14 protein-coding genes and 1 riboswitch are annotated in these 15,665 nt (G+C 67.4%); of the genes, 11 read left to right on the forward strand and 3 right to left on the reverse strand.

The genetic code is table 11. The features are described from left to right. The 3 genes from BM252_RS30125 to BM252_RS14190 form a co-directional block, all read right to left on the reverse strand. Positions 1-1,747, reverse strand: a 1,747-nt coding sequence (locus tag BM252_RS30125; protein WP_174900529.1) for a TolB family protein, incomplete at its 3' end; no start/stop codon positions are given. A gap of 8 nt (positions 1,748-1,755) precedes the next feature. Beyond that, positions 1,756-3,765 (reverse strand): PD40 domain-containing protein, encoded by a 2,010-nt coding sequence (locus tag BM252_RS14185; protein WP_174900530.1) that lies wholly within the window; start codon positions 3,763-3,765, stop codon positions 1,756-1,758. 279 nt (positions 3,766-4,044) lie between these two features. Continuing rightward, on the reverse strand, positions 4,045-4,683 hold the full coding sequence (locus tag BM252_RS14190) for an NF038129 family PEP-CTERM protein (RefSeq protein ID WP_093388329.1): 639 nt from the start codon (positions 4,681-4,683) through the stop codon (positions 4,045-4,047). 521 nt (positions 4,684-5,204) lie between these two features. Then, positions 5,205-5,331: riboswitch (ZMP/ZTP riboswitch) on the forward strand. Between the two features lie 100 nt (positions 5,332-5,431). Between BM252_RS14190 and glyA the strand changes: the two genes are divergently transcribed. From glyA to BM252_RS31030, 11 genes are all read left to right on the forward strand, one after another. Then, positions 5,432-6,679 carry a serine hydroxymethyltransferase gene (glyA, locus tag BM252_RS14195; protein ID WP_093388330.1) on the forward strand — a complete coding sequence of 416 codons (1,248 nt, stop codon included), beginning with the start codon at positions 5,432-5,434 and terminating at the stop codon, positions 6,677-6,679. Positions 6,680-6,758: 79 nt separating this feature from the next. Next, positions 6,759-7,229 carry a transcriptional regulator NrdR gene (nrdR, locus tag BM252_RS14200; RefSeq protein ID WP_093388331.1) on the forward strand — a complete coding sequence of 157 codons (471 nt, stop codon included), beginning with the start codon at positions 6,759-6,761 and terminating at the stop codon, positions 7,227-7,229. A 140-nt stretch (positions 7,230-7,369) separates the two neighbouring features. Then, a complete protein-coding gene (pilV, locus tag BM252_RS14205; RefSeq protein WP_093388332.1) occupies positions 7,370-7,936 on the forward strand; it encodes a type IV pilus modification protein PilV in 567 nt (188 codons plus the stop codon). Continuing rightward, positions 7,933-8,904, forward strand: coding sequence for a PilW family protein (locus BM252_RS14210; protein ID WP_245774255.1), 972 nt, complete (start codon positions 7,933-7,935; stop codon positions 8,902-8,904). The genes pilV and BM252_RS14210 overlap by 4 nt, the downstream gene beginning before the upstream one ends. A gap of 88 nt (positions 8,905-8,992) precedes the next feature. Next, positions 8,993-9,556 (forward strand): pilus assembly PilX family protein, encoded by a 564-nt coding sequence (locus BM252_RS14215; RefSeq protein ID WP_342742511.1) that lies wholly within the window; start codon positions 8,993-8,995, stop codon positions 9,554-9,556. 9 nt (positions 9,557-9,565) lie between these two features. Beyond that, positions 9,566-11,800 carry a pilus assembly protein gene (locus BM252_RS14220; RefSeq protein WP_093388334.1) on the forward strand — a complete coding sequence of 745 codons (2,235 nt, stop codon included), beginning with the start codon at positions 9,566-9,568 and terminating at the stop codon, positions 11,798-11,800. 267 nt (positions 11,801-12,067) lie between these two features. Continuing rightward, positions 12,068-12,517 carry a type IV pilin protein gene (locus tag BM252_RS14230; protein WP_093388336.1) on the forward strand — a complete coding sequence of 150 codons (450 nt, stop codon included), beginning with the start codon at positions 12,068-12,070 and terminating at the stop codon, positions 12,515-12,517. Then, the gene (locus BM252_RS14235) at positions 12,514-13,074 is read left to right on the forward strand and encodes a GspH/FimT family protein (RefSeq protein ID WP_093388337.1); all 561 of its coding nucleotides are present in this window, start codon (positions 12,514-12,516) and stop codon (positions 13,072-13,074) included. Before BM252_RS14230 ends, BM252_RS14235 begins: the two co-directional genes overlap by 4 nt. 144 nt (positions 13,075-13,218) lie before the next feature. Next, the gene (gene ribD, locus BM252_RS14240; protein ID WP_174900541.1) at positions 13,219-14,289 is read left to right on the forward strand and encodes a bifunctional diaminohydroxyphosphoribosylaminopyrimidine deaminase/5-amino-6-(5-phosphoribosylamino)uracil reductase RibD; all 1,071 of its coding nucleotides are present in this window, start codon (positions 13,219-13,221) and stop codon (positions 14,287-14,289) included. A gap of 12 nt (positions 14,290-14,301) precedes the next feature. Further along, entirely contained in the window at positions 14,302-14,937 is a 636-nt protein-coding gene (locus BM252_RS14245; protein WP_093388339.1) for a riboflavin synthase, read from the forward strand. A gap of 148 nt (positions 14,938-15,085) precedes the next feature. Then, the gene (locus BM252_RS31030; RefSeq protein WP_174900531.1) at positions 15,086-15,502 is read left to right on the forward strand and encodes a hypothetical protein; all 417 of its coding nucleotides are present in this window, start codon (positions 15,086-15,088) and stop codon (positions 15,500-15,502) included. The last annotated feature ends 163 nt before the right edge of the window (positions 15,503-15,665 follow it).

Here is a 15,665-nt window from a genome sequence, read left to right on the forward strand (position 1 = left end):
CCACCACGCTGACGGCGGTGACGCCGCCGCCGGCCAGGTTGACGGCCGACAGCAGCACGGTGGCGCCGGGCGCGGCGGTGCCGTGCACCGGCAGGTCCGGCTGCGCCCAGGTGGCCGGCGCGGCGATGGTCGGCACCACGGTGTCGGTGATGGCGACGGTGACGCGGGCGGCCGGCACCACGGTGTAGGCGGGGTCGGCGCTGTTGACGGTGTGCAGAACGGTGCCGCTGTGGCGGCCCTCGACGACGCCGTCGGCCACGGCCTGCACGCTGACGGTCTGCGGCGTGGCCCAGTTGGCCGGGGTGAAGGTGAGCTGCGGACGGGCCACGCTGAGCTGGGCGTCGGGCGCCACGCCGACCTGTACGTCGGCGCTCGGCTCCTGGTCGAGCACGGCGGTGTAGGTGGCGGCGGCGCCGCCCTCGGTCAGCGCCAGCGTCTTGCTCGACAGGGTCAGGCCGGAGACGGCGCCGAAGTCGGTGGTGCCGATCAGGTAGGTGTCGGGACGGTTCCCATAGAAAAAGTCGTAGACGACATAGCGGCCGCCGGCGCTGATAATCGGGTAGCGCAATATGGCGCTGTTGTTGTTTGGCAATATTGCGCGGCGGCCAATTTTTGTGGCGCGATCAAATTGGTACAAGCCCGGCGAGGTGCTGGCCTTTCCTTGACCGAAATAAGAGACAAAGCGGCCGTCGGCGCTCACGCTGGGGCCGAAGTTTCCAGAGTTGCCGTAGTTCACAGGGTTGGTGGACAGCCCGCTGATCCGCTCAGTCGTGCCGGCCTTGCGGTCACGCACAAAGACATCCATGTTGGCGGCTAGGTCATTCGGCGACAGGTTTTTGGAGAAGGAGCTGAAAGCGACAACACTGCCGTCACTGTTCATCGAGTGGAATAACGGGCCGTTGGGGATGTTTTCGCGCTCGCCAGCGGTGTTGATGTTTAGCAATTCCGTTGTGCCGGTGGCACGATCATGTAGTAGTAGGTCAAACCGGTTGTCATCTCTCTTCTCCTTGCCGCGGTAGCTGATGTAGCGGCCGTTGTCGCTAACGAACATGCGATCGGAGCTGTTGACGATGAATGTAGTGGTGGCGCTCGCGACCTGCGTGGTTTTGCTGACCATGTCGCGAACATACAATTTGCTGTTCAGGTTACCGTCGACGATCCGATACGCGACATAGTGCCCGTCCGAGCTGATGGCGGCGTAGGTTTGTCCGAATATTTGTGACCCAGTCCCCGTCACGACCGTTTCCGTGGTCTTATTTATCCGGTCATAGACGAAATAGGCGCCGCCGCCTTTGGGCACACCCATGTCTGGCGCGCGCGACGAGTACACGATAAAGCGGCCGTCGGCGCTGATCACAGGCGACTCGGTGCCCCCGGTCGAAGGAGCCCCCGTCGGTGTAAGGTTGATTTGTTGGGTGGTGCCCGCGATGCGGTCATACAAGTTGATATTGGTTTTACTGCCATCGTAGTGCCTATAAGCGATATAGCGACCATCGCCGCTGATTGTCGGCGATGACATTTGCTGGCCCCATGTCATTGGATTGAAGACATCGGTAATGATCTCTGCTGCGGCCTGCACTTGGCCGGCCGACAGGCCCAGCGCTAATAGCATGGCGGTGGCCGTTGCGCGGACATGGCGGCCGACGCGGGTGTCGTGGTGCGCGCGTGGCGCGATGTTCATATTGAGTAAATGCATGCGGAACTCCTGAAGTTGGTATGGCGAGTCGAAGGTCTGCGGCGATGTCATGCGCCTTCTTAGAACTTGCCGGAATAGATCTTGTTGGTGTACGGCAGGCCCAGCTTGGCCGGGTTGAGGTACAGCACGGGGAAGCTGAAGCTGGCGCCGGGCGCCAAGCCGGCGTCGTTGACGCTGACGTAGGGCGAGCCGTCGTGGCTGCCGCTGGCGTTGAGCAGGGTGATGCCGGCCGGCAGGGCGTCGAACTGCACCTGGAACGGCCCCTTCAGCGCGGCGCCGGTGGCGTTGGTGACTGTGAACGTGCCGCTGAACTGCTGGGTGGCGCGGTTGAAGCTCAGGCCGGAGCTGTAGGTGGTCACGCTGGCAGTGATGTCGAGCGCGGGCTTGGCGAAGACCAGCTCGACCGGGCGCACCTGGCTCTTGACGCCGTCGGCCTCGGCCTGCAGCTCGTACTTACCCTCGGCCAGGCCGGGCAGGGTCCAGCTCCAGGCGCCGCGCGCGTCGGCCACCACGCTGACGGCGGTGACGCCGCCGCCGGCCAGGTTGACGGCCGACAGCAGCACGGTGGCGCCGGGCGCGGCGGTGCCGTGCACCGGCAGGGCCGGCTGCCCCCAGGTGGCCGGCGCGTCGATGGTGGGCACGCGGGTGTCGGTGATGGTGACGGCAACATAGGCGGCCGGCACCACCGTGTAGGCTGGGTCGGCGCTGGTGACGGTGTGCAGCACCGATCCGCTATGCTGGCCCTCGACGATGCCGTCGGCGACGGCCTGCACGCTGACGATCTGCGGCGTGGCCCAGTTGGCCGGGCTGAAGGTGAGCTGCGGGCGGGCCACGCTGAGCTGGGAGTCCGGCGCTATGCTGACCTGCACGTCGGCGCTCGGCTCCTGGTCGAGCACGGCGGTGTAGGTGGCGGCGGCGCCGCCCTCGGTCAGCGCCAGCTTCTTGCTCGACAGGGTCAGGCCGGAGACGGCGCCGAAGTCGGTGGTGGCCAGGTAGGTGACGGAGGCCGTGTCTGGGTTCGAATAGTCGAAGACCACATAGCGGCCGTTGGCACTAATGAGGGGGTTGCGAATGAATCCCATCGCCAGGTTCTTCATGGGGGCGCGTTGCGCGCTTTTCGTCGCCCTGTCGTATCGATACAAACCCAAGGCGCCGCCGGGCGTGCCATAGCCGAAGAAGGCGACAAAACGCCCGTCGGCGCTGATGCTCGCCCCGGTCACGCCGGAGTCATTGGCGATGCCGGATCCATTGCTGGAGCCGTAGCTGATCCGCTCGGTGGTGCCCGCCTTGCGATCACGGATGAAGACGTCGGCGTTGACTCCTTTGTCGTTGGGCGCCAGGTTGCTGGATCGACTGGCGAACGCGAAGACACTGGCGTCCGCGTTCATCGAAAAATTGAGCGTACCCTCGGGCATGGCTTCCCGCTCGCCGGAGTTGTTGATGTTGACCTGTTCCGTGGTGCTGTTAAGTCGGTCGTGGACCATCAGATCCTTGGGGCCATTTTGGGTTGCCTTGCTGGTATAGGCGACGTAACGCCCGTCGTCGCTGATCAGGAGTTTGCTGTCCAATAGGCCGGGAAAAGGCGCCACGGCGCGGGTTGCCTGGGTAGTCTTGTTGAGCATGTCGCGCACATAGATGGTCGAGTCGGCGCTTCCGTAGCTGACCGTGGATCGGTAGGCGACAAAGCGTCCATCCGAACTGATGGCTGGGCGCCAACGGTCAAAGCGATGCGCCCCGCCATCGGTGATGATGGTTTCGGTGGATTTGTTTACACGGTCATACACGAACATGCCGTTGCCGCCACTAGGCGCGCCCATGTCGACCGAGGACGACATAAATAGGATGGAGTGGCCGTTGTTGCTGATGAGTGGCCCCCAGGAATTGGTGCCATATTTAGAGGGACTTCCCGTTGGCGTCAGATTGGCCAGTTGCTTGTCGCCCGTTAGCCGGTCATAGACATGCACGTCGACCCGTACGCTTTGTTGCACATCCTGATAGGCGATGTAGCGGCCGTCGCCACTGATCGTCGGGTTCGAAGTGTAGTGGCCGGTCGCGCCGAGAGCGACCATGTCGGTCGTGATCTCTGGCGCGGCTGACGCAATGCCGTGCAGTGACGCGAGTGCCAGCAAGACGACGGCGGCGGAAATGCGTTGAGGCGTTGTGGCGGGCGCGCGGCGGCGCGCCGGTTGGCTGGCCATATGGTTAAGACACGGCATAAGTGTTTTCCTTGAGTGGGACGTCGTGGGCGGCGCGGCCCGACGTGGCATGGAAATGGAGGTGCCATGACACCTCCTTTGCGGGTGAAATTTAAAAAGATGACACCTCAGTGGCGCCGGACCGGACGCGGATCAAGCCAACGGTTTGCTGGTTTTGCGCGCAATGCGGCGCAGGCCGATGAAGCCCGCGCCGGCCAGCAACATGAGCCAGCTGGACGGCTCCGGCACCGGCGAGATGGTCGCCAGATGCGGATCGAACACGCCGGTGTGGACGGTGGCCGGGCCGTGCGGCTGCAGCGGGTTGAGGTCGACCGTCACCAGGGGGCCGCGCGGGTTGCCCAGGTTGGCGTAGTCCAGGCCGAGCAGGCTGGTGCTGAATTGCGTGCCGCTGATGCCGCGCATGGTCAGGAAGTCGCCGCTGAACTGGACGTCGAAGCCGAACTTGCCACCCAGGGTGATGGCGCGCAGGTAGTCGTTGTAGGGGGCTGTGTTGCCGAAGTTGATGCCCTGGGCCAGGCTGCCGCTGACCATGCCGCTGGTTTCGGCGTCGTTGCCGAACAGGCCGCTGAAATGGCTGACGGTGGCGTTGGCGCCGGTCGCCGGCGAGTGGCCCGGGATGAAGCTGAAATCCAGCCAGCCCTGGCCGGCGAAGCCCGCCGTGTTGATTTCGACGTGGTAGGAGGTTTGCGGGGCGGTAGCCGCGCTGGCCACGCCGGCGCCTGAAAGCAAGGCCAGCGCCAGTACTGAGCGGGAGAATAAAGTTTGGATCATAGATCGTTCCTTTTTAAATGCCTGGTGAGGCGGGTTGATGAAACTAGTTGGCTGCGAATATTTACTCCCCTCTTAATTGGATGGTCTCGTGCGGAGTTCACGGTAGGAATATTTGCCATGTGTTTTTGTTAATTTTTCTATTCTTTTTGCATAACATGGCGCTATCCCGCCCGCTCGTCCGGCGCGCCGGCTGGGCGACGATGCAATATGTATATTTCACTAAAATTGGCAGCTTAGCATGAAACAAAATTTCCATGTGGAAATTTATTGATCTGATGCAATTTGTGTATTTTGAATGAATAAATAGTAATATTTCGCGCGGCGCCATTGCGCCGGGAAGAAACTTCGAAGAGGAAAGGCGGCGGGGCGATTTGAATAAGGATGCCCCGCCGGAACACGGCACGGCAGCGGCGGATATTCAAGACGCCGCGCCGGTGCACGGCGATGGGGTGGTGCCACAGGGAAACGGCCGGCAGTTTCCTTGCTCAAAACAAGCACTTACCTTACAATTTGGCTTCCATTACGTCTCACGTAACTGGCGAAAAGCTAGGTGGCTCCCCATTTTGGTGCGGGAGCCGGCACCTGGCGAAAGGTGGGCATCCACCGGGGAACGTGAGATTTCAATAGCCGTTCGCCTGGGCAGCCACCGATGGAATTGCACGAAGAGGCTGCCTTTCCGCTATCGGCTTCCCTCATTCGATCCAACCTGCCAGCAACAAGTTGTACTCATATCGATTGGAGTTTTTTCATGTTCGCAAAAGATCACACCCTCGCCAATGTCGACCCGGAATTGTTCGGCGCCATCCAGAAGGAAAACACCCGCCAGCACGACCACATCGAGCTGATCGCGTCGGAGAACTACACCTCGCCGGCCGTGATGGAAGCGCAGGGTTCGCAGCTGACCAACAAGTACGCCGAAGGCTACCCGGGCAAGCGCTACTACGGCGGCTGCGAGTACGTCGACGTCGTCGAGCAACTGGCGATCGACCGTGTCAAGCAACTGTTCGGCGCCGAGGCGGCCAACGTGCAGCCGAACTCGGGCTCGCAGGCCAACCAGGGCGTGTTCTTCGCCGTGCTCAAGCCGGGCGACACCATCATGGGCATGTCGCTGGCCGAAGGCGGCCACCTGACCCACGGCATGCCGCTGAACATGTCCGGCAAGTGGTTCAACGTCGTCTCCTACGGTCTGACCGAGGCGGAAGACATCGACTACGTCGCCATGGAAGCGCTGGCCAAGGAACACAAGCCCAAGCTGATCATCGCCGGCGCCTCGGCGTTCTCGAAAAAGATCGACTTCGAGCGCTTCGCCGCCGTGGCCAAGGCGGTCGGCGCCTACTTCATGGTCGACATGGCCCACTACGCCGGCCTGATCGCCGCCGGCCTGTACCCGAACCCGGTGCCGCACGCCGACTTCGTCACCTCGACCACGCACAAGTCGCTGCGCGGCCCGCGCGGCGGCATCATCCTGATGAAGGCCGAGCACGAGAAGATCATCAACTCGGCGATCTTCCCCGGCATCCAGGGCGGTCCGCTGATGCACGTGATCGCCGGCAAGGCGGTCGCCTTCAAGGAGGCGCTGCAGCCTGAATTCAAGGCCTACCAGCAACAAGTGGTGATCAACGCCGACGTGCTGGCCAAGACCCTGATCAAGCGCGGCCTGCGCATCGTTTCCGGCGGCACCGAGTCGCACGTGATGCTGGTCGATCTGCGCGCCAAGAACCTGACCGGCAAGGAAGCCGAGGCGATCCTCGGTTCGGCCCACATCACCACCAACAAGAACGGCATCCCGAACGACCCGCAGAAACCCTTCGTCACCTCGGGCATCCGCCTGGGCAGCCCGGCGATGACGACGCGCGGTTTCAAGGAAGCCGAAGCCGAAGAGGTGGGCAACCTGATCGCCGACGTGCTGGACAACCCGCACGACGCCGCCACCATCGAACGCGTCAAAGCGGCCGTCAAGGTGCTGGCCGACAAGTACCCGGTCTACGCCGCCTAAGCTGCGCCGTCCGGTAGTAGGGCGCCGGCCTCGGCCGGCGCCTGTTTCAGATGTTCAATGCACGTAGTAGCCCGCCAAGATGAAATGTCCGTTTTGTCAGCATGAGGAAACCCAGGTCCTCGATACCCGCGTATCGGAGGAGGGCGACGCCATCCGCCGGCGCCGGCGTTGCGGCAAATGCGATAAACGATTTACCACCTACGAGCGGATCGAACTTGTGATGCCGTTCGTGGTCAAAAAGAACGGCAGCCGTACCGAGTACGCTGCGGCTAAGTTGCGCGGCAGTCTGATGCTGGCCTTGCGCAAGCGTCCCGTTGCGGCCGCCTCCGTCGACACCGCGATCCAGTCGATCGAAGAGAAGTTGCTCACCAGCGGCAAGCGCGAGGTCGATTCCGGCTACATCGGCGAGCTGGTGATGCAGGAGCTCAAGCGTCTCGACAACGTCGCCTACATCCGCTTCGCCTCCGTCTACAAGAATTTCGAGGATCTGGCCGAGTTCCAGGACGCCATCGCCGAAGTGGGCCAGGAGCGCAAGCCGCGCAAGCCCTGAGGCGAGCTCGGCCGCAGCCGAGGCCTCACATTTCCCCGCCATCCCGTCGGCGCGCCGCGCGCGCTTGACGCACCGCATACCCCCACCGTCGCACACTGTTAAGGTCGTTCTCATTCCCTGCTGAGATGTGGAGGTGTGCGATGCGCTCCCGTGCCGCCGGTTTCGCCATGCTCGAAGTACTGCTCGCCATCATGTTGCTGGCGCTCGGCGTGCTCGGTGGCGCCGCCATGCAATTGACGGCGCTGCGCACGCGCCACCAGTCGGCCTTGTTGTCGCGGGCGATGCAACTGGCCAGCGGCCTGGCCGAGCAGATGCGCGCCAATCCCGCGCAGATGCGCCTGGCCGACGGCGCCAACCCCTACCTTTCCTTGCGTTACGACGCGCTGGCCGAGCCGAACCCGGCGCCGCCGGCGGCGCTGTGCTTCGGCGCCGGCGCGCGCTGCGACAGCGCCGAGCTGGCCTGGTTCGACCTTTACCAGTTGAAGTCGCTGGTGCGCCAGGGCTTGCCGGGCGGGCGCGCCGTGGTCTGCCGCGACCGCGCCGTCTGGCAGGGCGGCCGGCTGCGCTGGCAGTGCGACGGCGGCGCCGACGCGCCGCTGGTGATCAAGATCGGCTGGCAGCACAAGAACCCCGACGGCAGCGCGCTGCGCGACGAGGACGGCCAGTTCGCGCCTGGTGTGGCGTTGACCGTGGGGGCGGCGCCGTGAGCGCGCCATGGCCATCGCCGCTGCCGTGGCGCCAGCGCGGGCTGACGCTGGTGGAGATCATGGTGTCCTTGGCGATCGGCATGGTCGTGGTGTTGGTGGCCAGCGTCCTGCTGGTGGGCGCCAACGGCAACTACCTGAACCACGGCGAGAGCATGCGCCTGCAGGACGGCGGCCGCTACGCGCTCGACATCGTCGGCCAGGCGGTGCGTCAGGCCGGCTACGTGAACTGGGACGGCGCGACGGCGCCGGTGGCATTGGTCGCTGAGCTCGAGGCCGGCGTGGCCGGTCTGGACGCGCGCGCGCTGAGCCGGGGCGCCGAGGGCATCGAGGCGCCGCTGCCCGGCGCCGTCAACGGCAGCGACGTGCTGGCGCTGCGCTACAGCGGCTCCGGCGCGGGCGGCAACGGCGACGGCTCGGTGCTCAACTGCGCCGGCTTCGGCGTCGCCGCGCCGGCCTCGCCGGCAGGGCGCGGTTGGAGCATCTTCTATGTCGCCGTCGGCAGCGACGGCGAGGCCGAGCTGCGCTGCAAATACCGCGGCGCCAACGGCTGGGGCGCCGACGCCATCGTGCGCGGCGTCGACTCGTTCCAGGTGCTGTACGGCATCGACAGCGACACGCCGGCCGACGGCACGCCGAATGTCTACGTCAACGCGACGGCGCTCGAGGCGGCCGACGACGCGCTGGCGCTGGTCGGCGCCAACGCCGCCGAGCGGGCGCGCGAGCGGCTGCGCAAGACCTGGTGGAAGCGGGTGCGCAGCATCAAGATCGCTTTGCTGTTGCACGGCGAGGTGGGCTCGCGGCCGGAGGCGCCGCCGGCCAGCTACGACCTGTTCGGCCGCGACTACAGCGACGCCCACGGCGGCGACAGCGGCGTGCGCGTGAACGAGGCGGACCTAGCGCCGACGCTGCGCCAGCGGGCGCGCCAGCAGTTCGCCGCCACGCTGTTGCTGCGCAACGGGAGCGGCTAGCATGCGGCGGCGTTTGCCGGGTTTGCCGTGTAGGCCGGTGGCGGCGCGGCGGCGCGGCGCGCGGCCGGCGCCTTGGCGGCAACGCGGCGTGGCCTTGCTGGTCACGGTGCTGATGCTGATCGCGGTGGTGTTGGTGGGCGCGTCGGCGGCGCGGCTGGCCTTGCAGGGGGAGAAGGCGGCGCGCGGGGATCGCGATCGGCAGATCGCATTTGAGGCGGCGGAGGAGGGCTTGATGGATGCGGAGCGAGATATCGAAGGTGGCCTGTTCGCGGCGCGCAGCGTGTTGTTCCTGGCCGGCAGCGCGCTCGGCTTCGACGACGGCTGCGGCGACGGGCGGATCGACAACCTGGGCCTGTGCGGCCGGGCCGAAGACCCGGCGGCGCCGGCTTGGCAGCGTGTCGACCTGGCCGGCGAGGCGGCCGGCGCGCGCTCGGTCGAGTACGGAACCTTCACCGGCGCCAACATGCGCACCGGCGAGGGCGCGCTGCCGTTCAAGCGGCCGCGCTATGTGATCGAGCGCATGCCCTACCACCGGCCGGGCGAGGAGGTGGGGGCGGCGCCGGCCTATGTCTACCGCGTGACGGCGATCGGCTTCGGCGCGCGGCCGGGCACCGAGGTGGTGCTGCAAAGCGTGTATCGCAAACCGGACTGAGGAGCGGACATGGTGGCGTACATATCATTGGCGGCGTTGCTGTGGCTGGCGTTGGCGCCGACCCGTGGCTTGGCCGCGCCGCCATTGCTGGCGATTGCCGCCGAGCCGTTGACGGCCGGCTGCGTGCTCGCCGGCGCCGCCGCGCCAGCGCTGTTGCACGGCGCGGCGGTGGCGCCGCCGTCGGCCGGCGGCGACATCTTCCAGGCCGATTTCCAGCCGACCGACTGGAGCGGGCACGTGTTGCGCTACGGCTTGACGCTCGACGCCGGCGGCGCGGCGGCCGGGCCGCCGAAGTGGGATGCGGGCGAGATCCTCAGCGGCGCGCCGGGCCAGCCGGCACGGCCGGAACCGGCGCGGCGCAACATCCACAGCGCCGTTGCGCGAGCGGACGGCACCCTCGATTCCGTTCCCTTCGAGTGGGCGGACTTGTCTGCCGGCCAGCGCGCGGCGTTGAACCTGGCGCCGTCGCAGAGCCAAGGGACGCCGTGGAACCAAGGAACGTCGCAGAGCCAAACGACGTTGGCGAGCGCCGCCCTTGGCGCCGCGCCGGCCGTGGCGGCGGCCACCGCCGCCACGCGCCGCAGCGACGGCCTCGGCGAGCAACGCCTGGCCTTCCTGCGCGGCGACCGCACGCTGGAGGGCGGCCCCTTCCGGCGGCGCGACAGTGTGCTGGGCGATTCGGTGCACGCCACGCCGGTGTATGTCGGCGCGGCGTCGGCCGGCGGGCGCGGCGCCGGCTACGAGGCGTTCCACCGGCGCAGCCTGGCGCGCCGTGGCGTGCTCTACCTCGGCGCCAACGACGGCATGCTGCACGCCTTCGACGCGGCCGACGGCGTCGAGCTGTACGCCTACGTGCCGCAGGCCGTGTTCGCCGCGCTGGGCCAGCTGAGCAGTCCGCGCTATGTGCACCGCGCCTACGTCGACGGGCCGGCCGGCGCCGGCGAGGCGCTGCTGGACGGGCAGTGGAAGAGCGTGCTGGTGTCCGGCCTGGGCGGCGGCGGCCAAGGCGTGTTCGCGCTCGACGTCAGCGACCCCGAACGGCTGGGGCCGGACACGTTGTTGTGGGAGTTCGGCGACGCCGACGACCCGGCGATGGGCAACGTGGTCGGTGTGCCGCAGATCGCCAGGCTGCGCGTGCGCACGGTGTCGGGCGTGGCCGAGTTGCGCCACTTCGCCGTGGTCGCCAGCGGCCTGAACAACTATGTCGACGACGGCCACCGCACGGCGGCGGGCGAGGGCGCCTTGTTCCTGCTGGCGCTGGACAAGCCGCGCGGCACGCCGTGGCGGCGCAACGTCAACTACTACCGGCTCAGCACGCCGATCGCCGACCCCGCGCTGGCCAACGCGCTGGGGCCGCCGGCGCTGGCGGCCGACGCCGACGGCGTGCTGCGCTACGCCTACGCCGGAGACCTGCAGGGCAATCTGTGGCGCTTCGACTTCTCGGCCGGCGCGCCGTGGAGCGGCGCGGTCGGCCCCGGCGCCGGCCGCACGCCGTTGTTCGTCGCGCGCGCCGCCGGCGGCGAGCGCCAGCCGATCAGCCAGCAGCCCCGGCTGGCGTTCGCCAACGGCGGCGGCTACCTGGTGCTGTTCGGCACCGGCCGGCTGATCGAGCAGGCCGACCGGCTGCCGTCGCGTTACGCCCAGCAGTCCTGGTACGCCATCGTCGACAACCTGGCGCAGCCGGCCGAGCTGGTGGCCGGCCGCCGCGAATTGACCGAGCGCGTCGCCGTCGCGCTCGCCGGCGGCGGCGCATTGGGTGGCGGCAGCGGCGCCGGCGGCGACTATGCCTTCGCCGGCGCGCCGCTGGCGCCGGGCAGCAAGGGTTGGTACATCGACTTCCCCCGCTCGGCCGACACGGGCGAGCGCAGCCTGCAAGGCGCCGTGCTGGCCGGCGGCCAATTGTTCTTCGACACGCTGCTGCCGGCGCGCGACCCCTGCGCCGCCGCGCTGTCGCGCAGCTACGCGCTCGACGTGCTCGACGGCGTGGCCGCGGCCACCGGCCGGCTGCAAGCCGACTACGCGCCCAGCGCGCCGCTGCTGCGGCAGACCGCCGTGGTCAATGGCGCGCGCGCCGCCAGCGGCCAACTCGCGCAGCGCAAGACCGTCGCCATCGTCCGCTTTCGCGCCGAGCAGGCCGCGCCGCTGGCCCAGGCCGGCAGCGTCGGGCTGACCATGCCGGCCGGCCGCCTGAGCTGGCGCGAGGTGGCCAACTGGCGCGAGTTGCACGAGGCGGCGCGGCCGTGAGCGCGTCACCTGCGCAAGCCACAACACAACAACGCGACTACGCAGCGGAGCAACAATTTAGCTACCCAGCAGCGCAGCAGCGCGGCAGCGCAACAATTTAGCAATGCAGCAATGCAGCAATGCAGCAATGCAGCAATGCAGCAATGCAGCAATGCAGCAATGCAGCAATGCAGCAATACAGCAATGCAGCAATGCAGCAATGCAGCAATGCAGCAATGCAGCAATGCAGCAATACAGCAATGCAGCAACGCGGAGAAGGAGCCCGCCATGACCGAGCGTCGCGGTTTCACCCTGATCGAAATGTTGGTGGTGCTGGTCATCCTGTGTGCGCTGGCGGCACAGGCGGCGCCCAGCCTGCACCGCTTCGTCGTGCGGACCAAGCGCACCGAGGCACAGGCCGCGCTGCTGCAACTGATGCAGCAGCAGGAACGCTTCTATTCGCAGCACAACCGCTACATCGCGTTCTCGTCCGGCGCCAGCGACGCGCAGGCGAAACTGTTCAAATGGTGGAGCGGTGGCAGCGCCGCCCGCAGCGCCTACGAGATCGAGGGCAAGGCCTGCGACGGCGAGCTCATCGAACAGTGCGTGCAGTTGATCGCCATGCCCGGCACCGCCAAGGTCGACCAGGTGTTCAAGGACGAGGACTGCGGCCAACTGATCCTGACCAGCAACGGCCAGCGCCTTGCCACCGGCGCCGCGCCGCGCTGCTGGCCATGAGCCGCCGCCGCGCCGCGCCCTGCGGCACCACCCTGGTCGAGTTGTTGTTCGCGCTGGCGCTGCTCGCCATCCTGGCGGGCGCGGCGGCGCCGGCCTACCAGCAACTGATCGCCCGCCAGCAACTGCGCGCCGCCGTCAACGATCTGCACGGCGCCATCGACCTGGCCCGCTCGCAGGCGATCGCGCGCGGCGGCCGCGTGCTGCTGGCGCCGCTGGAGCCGGGCGGCGCCGACTGGCGCCTGGGCTGGGTGGTGTTCGTCGACCGCAACGGCGACCGCCGCCCCAACGCCGGCGACGAGCGGCTCTTCCAGCAGGGCCCGGTGGCCGACGGCATCCGCATCGCCGGCGCGTTCTCGGCCGGCGCCGCGCCGCCCTACCTGGCCTACAACGGCGCCGGCCGCAGCTGCGCGGCGGGCAACAGCCTGGCGGCGCGCTGGGGCACGCTGTCCTTGGTGCAGGGCAAGCAGGTGCGCAACCTGAAGATCAACATGCTGGGCCGGGTGCGGATGTGCGATCCGCAACTGCGCCCGGCCGGCTGTTCCAGCGCGCCGGAGTAGGCGGCGCCAGCCGCGCCGCCCCGGCGGCGTCGCTTTTGCCTATAATGTCGTGCCGGACAGCGCGCCAGCGCGCGCCGCCGGCCCGACCAACACCAGACAGGCACCCGACAGCACACCGTGGACATACGCACCGATCTCGAAGGCATGACGCTGGCCCTGCAATGGGCCGCCAAAGGGCTGTACACCACCTCGCCCAATCCGCACATCGGTTGCGTGATCGTCAAGGACGGCCACGTCGTCGGCGCCGGCGTGACCCAGGCCGCCGGCCACGACCACGCCGAGATCCAGGCGCTGAAGGACGCCGCCGCGCGCGGCCACGACGTGCGCGGCGCCACCGCCTACGTGACCCTGGAACCGTGCAACCATTTCGGCCGCACGCCGCCCTGCTCGGACGCGCTGGTGCGCGCCGGCCTGGGCCGAGTGGTGGCGGCGATGGAGGACCCCAATCCGCTGGTGGCCGGGCAGGGCATGGCCAAGCTGGCGGCGGCCGGCATCGCCGTGTCGAGCGGCCTGCTGGCCGACGCCGCCTACGAGCTCAACATCGGCTTCTTCTCGCGCATGCGCCGCGGCCTGCCGTGGGTGCGCATGAAGAGCGCCGCCAGCCTGGACGGCATGACCGCCCTGCACAACGGCCAGAGCCAATGGATCACCGGGCCCGAGGCGCGCGCCGACGGCCACGCCTGGCGCGCCCGCGCCTGCGCCATCCTGAGCGGCATCGGCACCGTCAAGGCCGACGATCCGCAACTGAACGTGCGCGCCGTCGACACGCCGCGCCAGCCGCGCCGCATCGTCGTCGACAGCCGGCTCGACATCGCCCCGGCGGCCCGTGTGCTGGCCGGCGGCGGCACCTGGATCGCCGCCGCCGTGCCCGACGCCGCCAAGGAGGCCGCCTTGCGCGCCGCCGGCGCCGAAATTATCATGCTGCCCAACGCCGCCGGCAAGGTCGACCTGGCCGAGCTGATGCGCGAGCTGGGCCGGCGCCAGATCAACGAGCTGCACGTCGAGGCCGGCGCCAAGCTGAACGGTTCGCTGATCCGCGAGGGCTGCGTCGACGAGCTGTTGCTGTATGTGGCGCCGACCCTGCTGGGCGAGGCGCAGGGCATGTTCGCGCTGCCGGCCTTGACGTCGCTGGCGCAGCAGCGCCGCCTGAAATTCCACGAGGTGCGGCAGATCGGCGACGATTTGCGTATCCTTGCCAGATTCAACCCACTTTAAGATTGGTATCGCATGTTTACTGGAATCGTCGCCGCCATCGGCAAAATTGAATCGGTCCAACCCCTGGCCGGCGGCCTGGAGGCGGGCGTGCGTCTGAGCATCCACGCCGGCGGCCTGCCGCTGGCCGACGTCGCGCTGGGCGACTCGATCGCCATCAACGGCGCCTGCATGACGGTGGTCGAGAAGTCGGCCAGCGGCTTCGTGGTCGACGTTTCGCGCGAGAGTTTGAACTGCACCGTCGGCCTGGACACCACCACCGAGGTCAACCTGGAAAAGGCGCTGACCCTGGCCGAGCGCCTGGGCGGCCACCTGGTGTCGGGCCATGTCGACGGCCTCGGCGTGGTGCGCAAGTTCGAGGCGGTCGGCGAGTCCTGGGAGCTGGTGGTCGAGGCGCCGCACGAGCTGGCCAAGTACCTGGCCTTCAAGGGATCGATCGTGGTCAACGGCGTGTCGCTGACGGTCAACCGGGTGAGCGACATCGGCAGCGGCAGCGCGCTGGTCTGCCAGTTCTCGATCAACCTGATCCCGCACACCATCGCCATGACCACCCTCAAGCACCTGCGCGTGGGCGGCAAAGTGAACCTGGAGATCGACCTGATCGCCCGCTACGTCGAGCGCATGTTGTCGGTCGCCAAGGCCGGCGCCTGAGTCCGGCTGAAAGCGGCCGCCGGCGATTCGTGCGCCGGCGCAATTTCGCTCTATCGCTCAGGAAAATCCGACCTATATTGTACTGAGGTGCTATTCACAAGCAATGGCGCCACAGGGTATACACGCAATGCAATCATGGAGGATTATCATGAGCAGAATATTGCTAGGAATGATCGTGGGCGCCATCTCTTTGGCCGCCGTGGCGCAGGAGTCGGCGCCGATGGCGCAGGGGCCGGTGATTTCGGTGCCGGCGGCGCTGCACCGTGGCTTGTCGGCGGATTTCGACACCTACATCGGCGCGTACAATCTGTCGAACGGCCAAACGCTGACCTTGACCATGCACTGGACCAGGATGTACGCGAGACTGGACTCGGGCAAGAAGATGGAAATCGTCAGCACCGGGAAGAATTCCTACGTGGCGCTGAACCGGCAACTGAAAATGAAGCTAGACCGGCGCGACGATGGCGAGGTCAAAGGCGAGCTGTGGCTGGTGGTGCCGGCCAACGTGGCCGACGTGAACGACGGCCGCACGGCCTTCATGCACGCCATGCTGGCGCAGCAATAGTTGTCATGGCGGGTGAGCGGGCGGTCCGCCGGGGCCGCCGCCGGCGCCGTGATCGCGGTGCCGGCACCCGCCGGCCATTCCCGCCGCATTCCCTTGCCGTCCCCGCTTGCCGCGATTGTTACGCGGCCCCTCTGAACAGTTGACCATGTTTGCCGGCCGAATG

The sequence above is a fragment of the Rugamonas rubra genome (assembly GCF_900114705.1).
Classification (GTDB): domain Bacteria; phylum Pseudomonadota; class Gammaproteobacteria; order Burkholderiales; family Burkholderiaceae_D; genus Rugamonas; species Rugamonas rubra.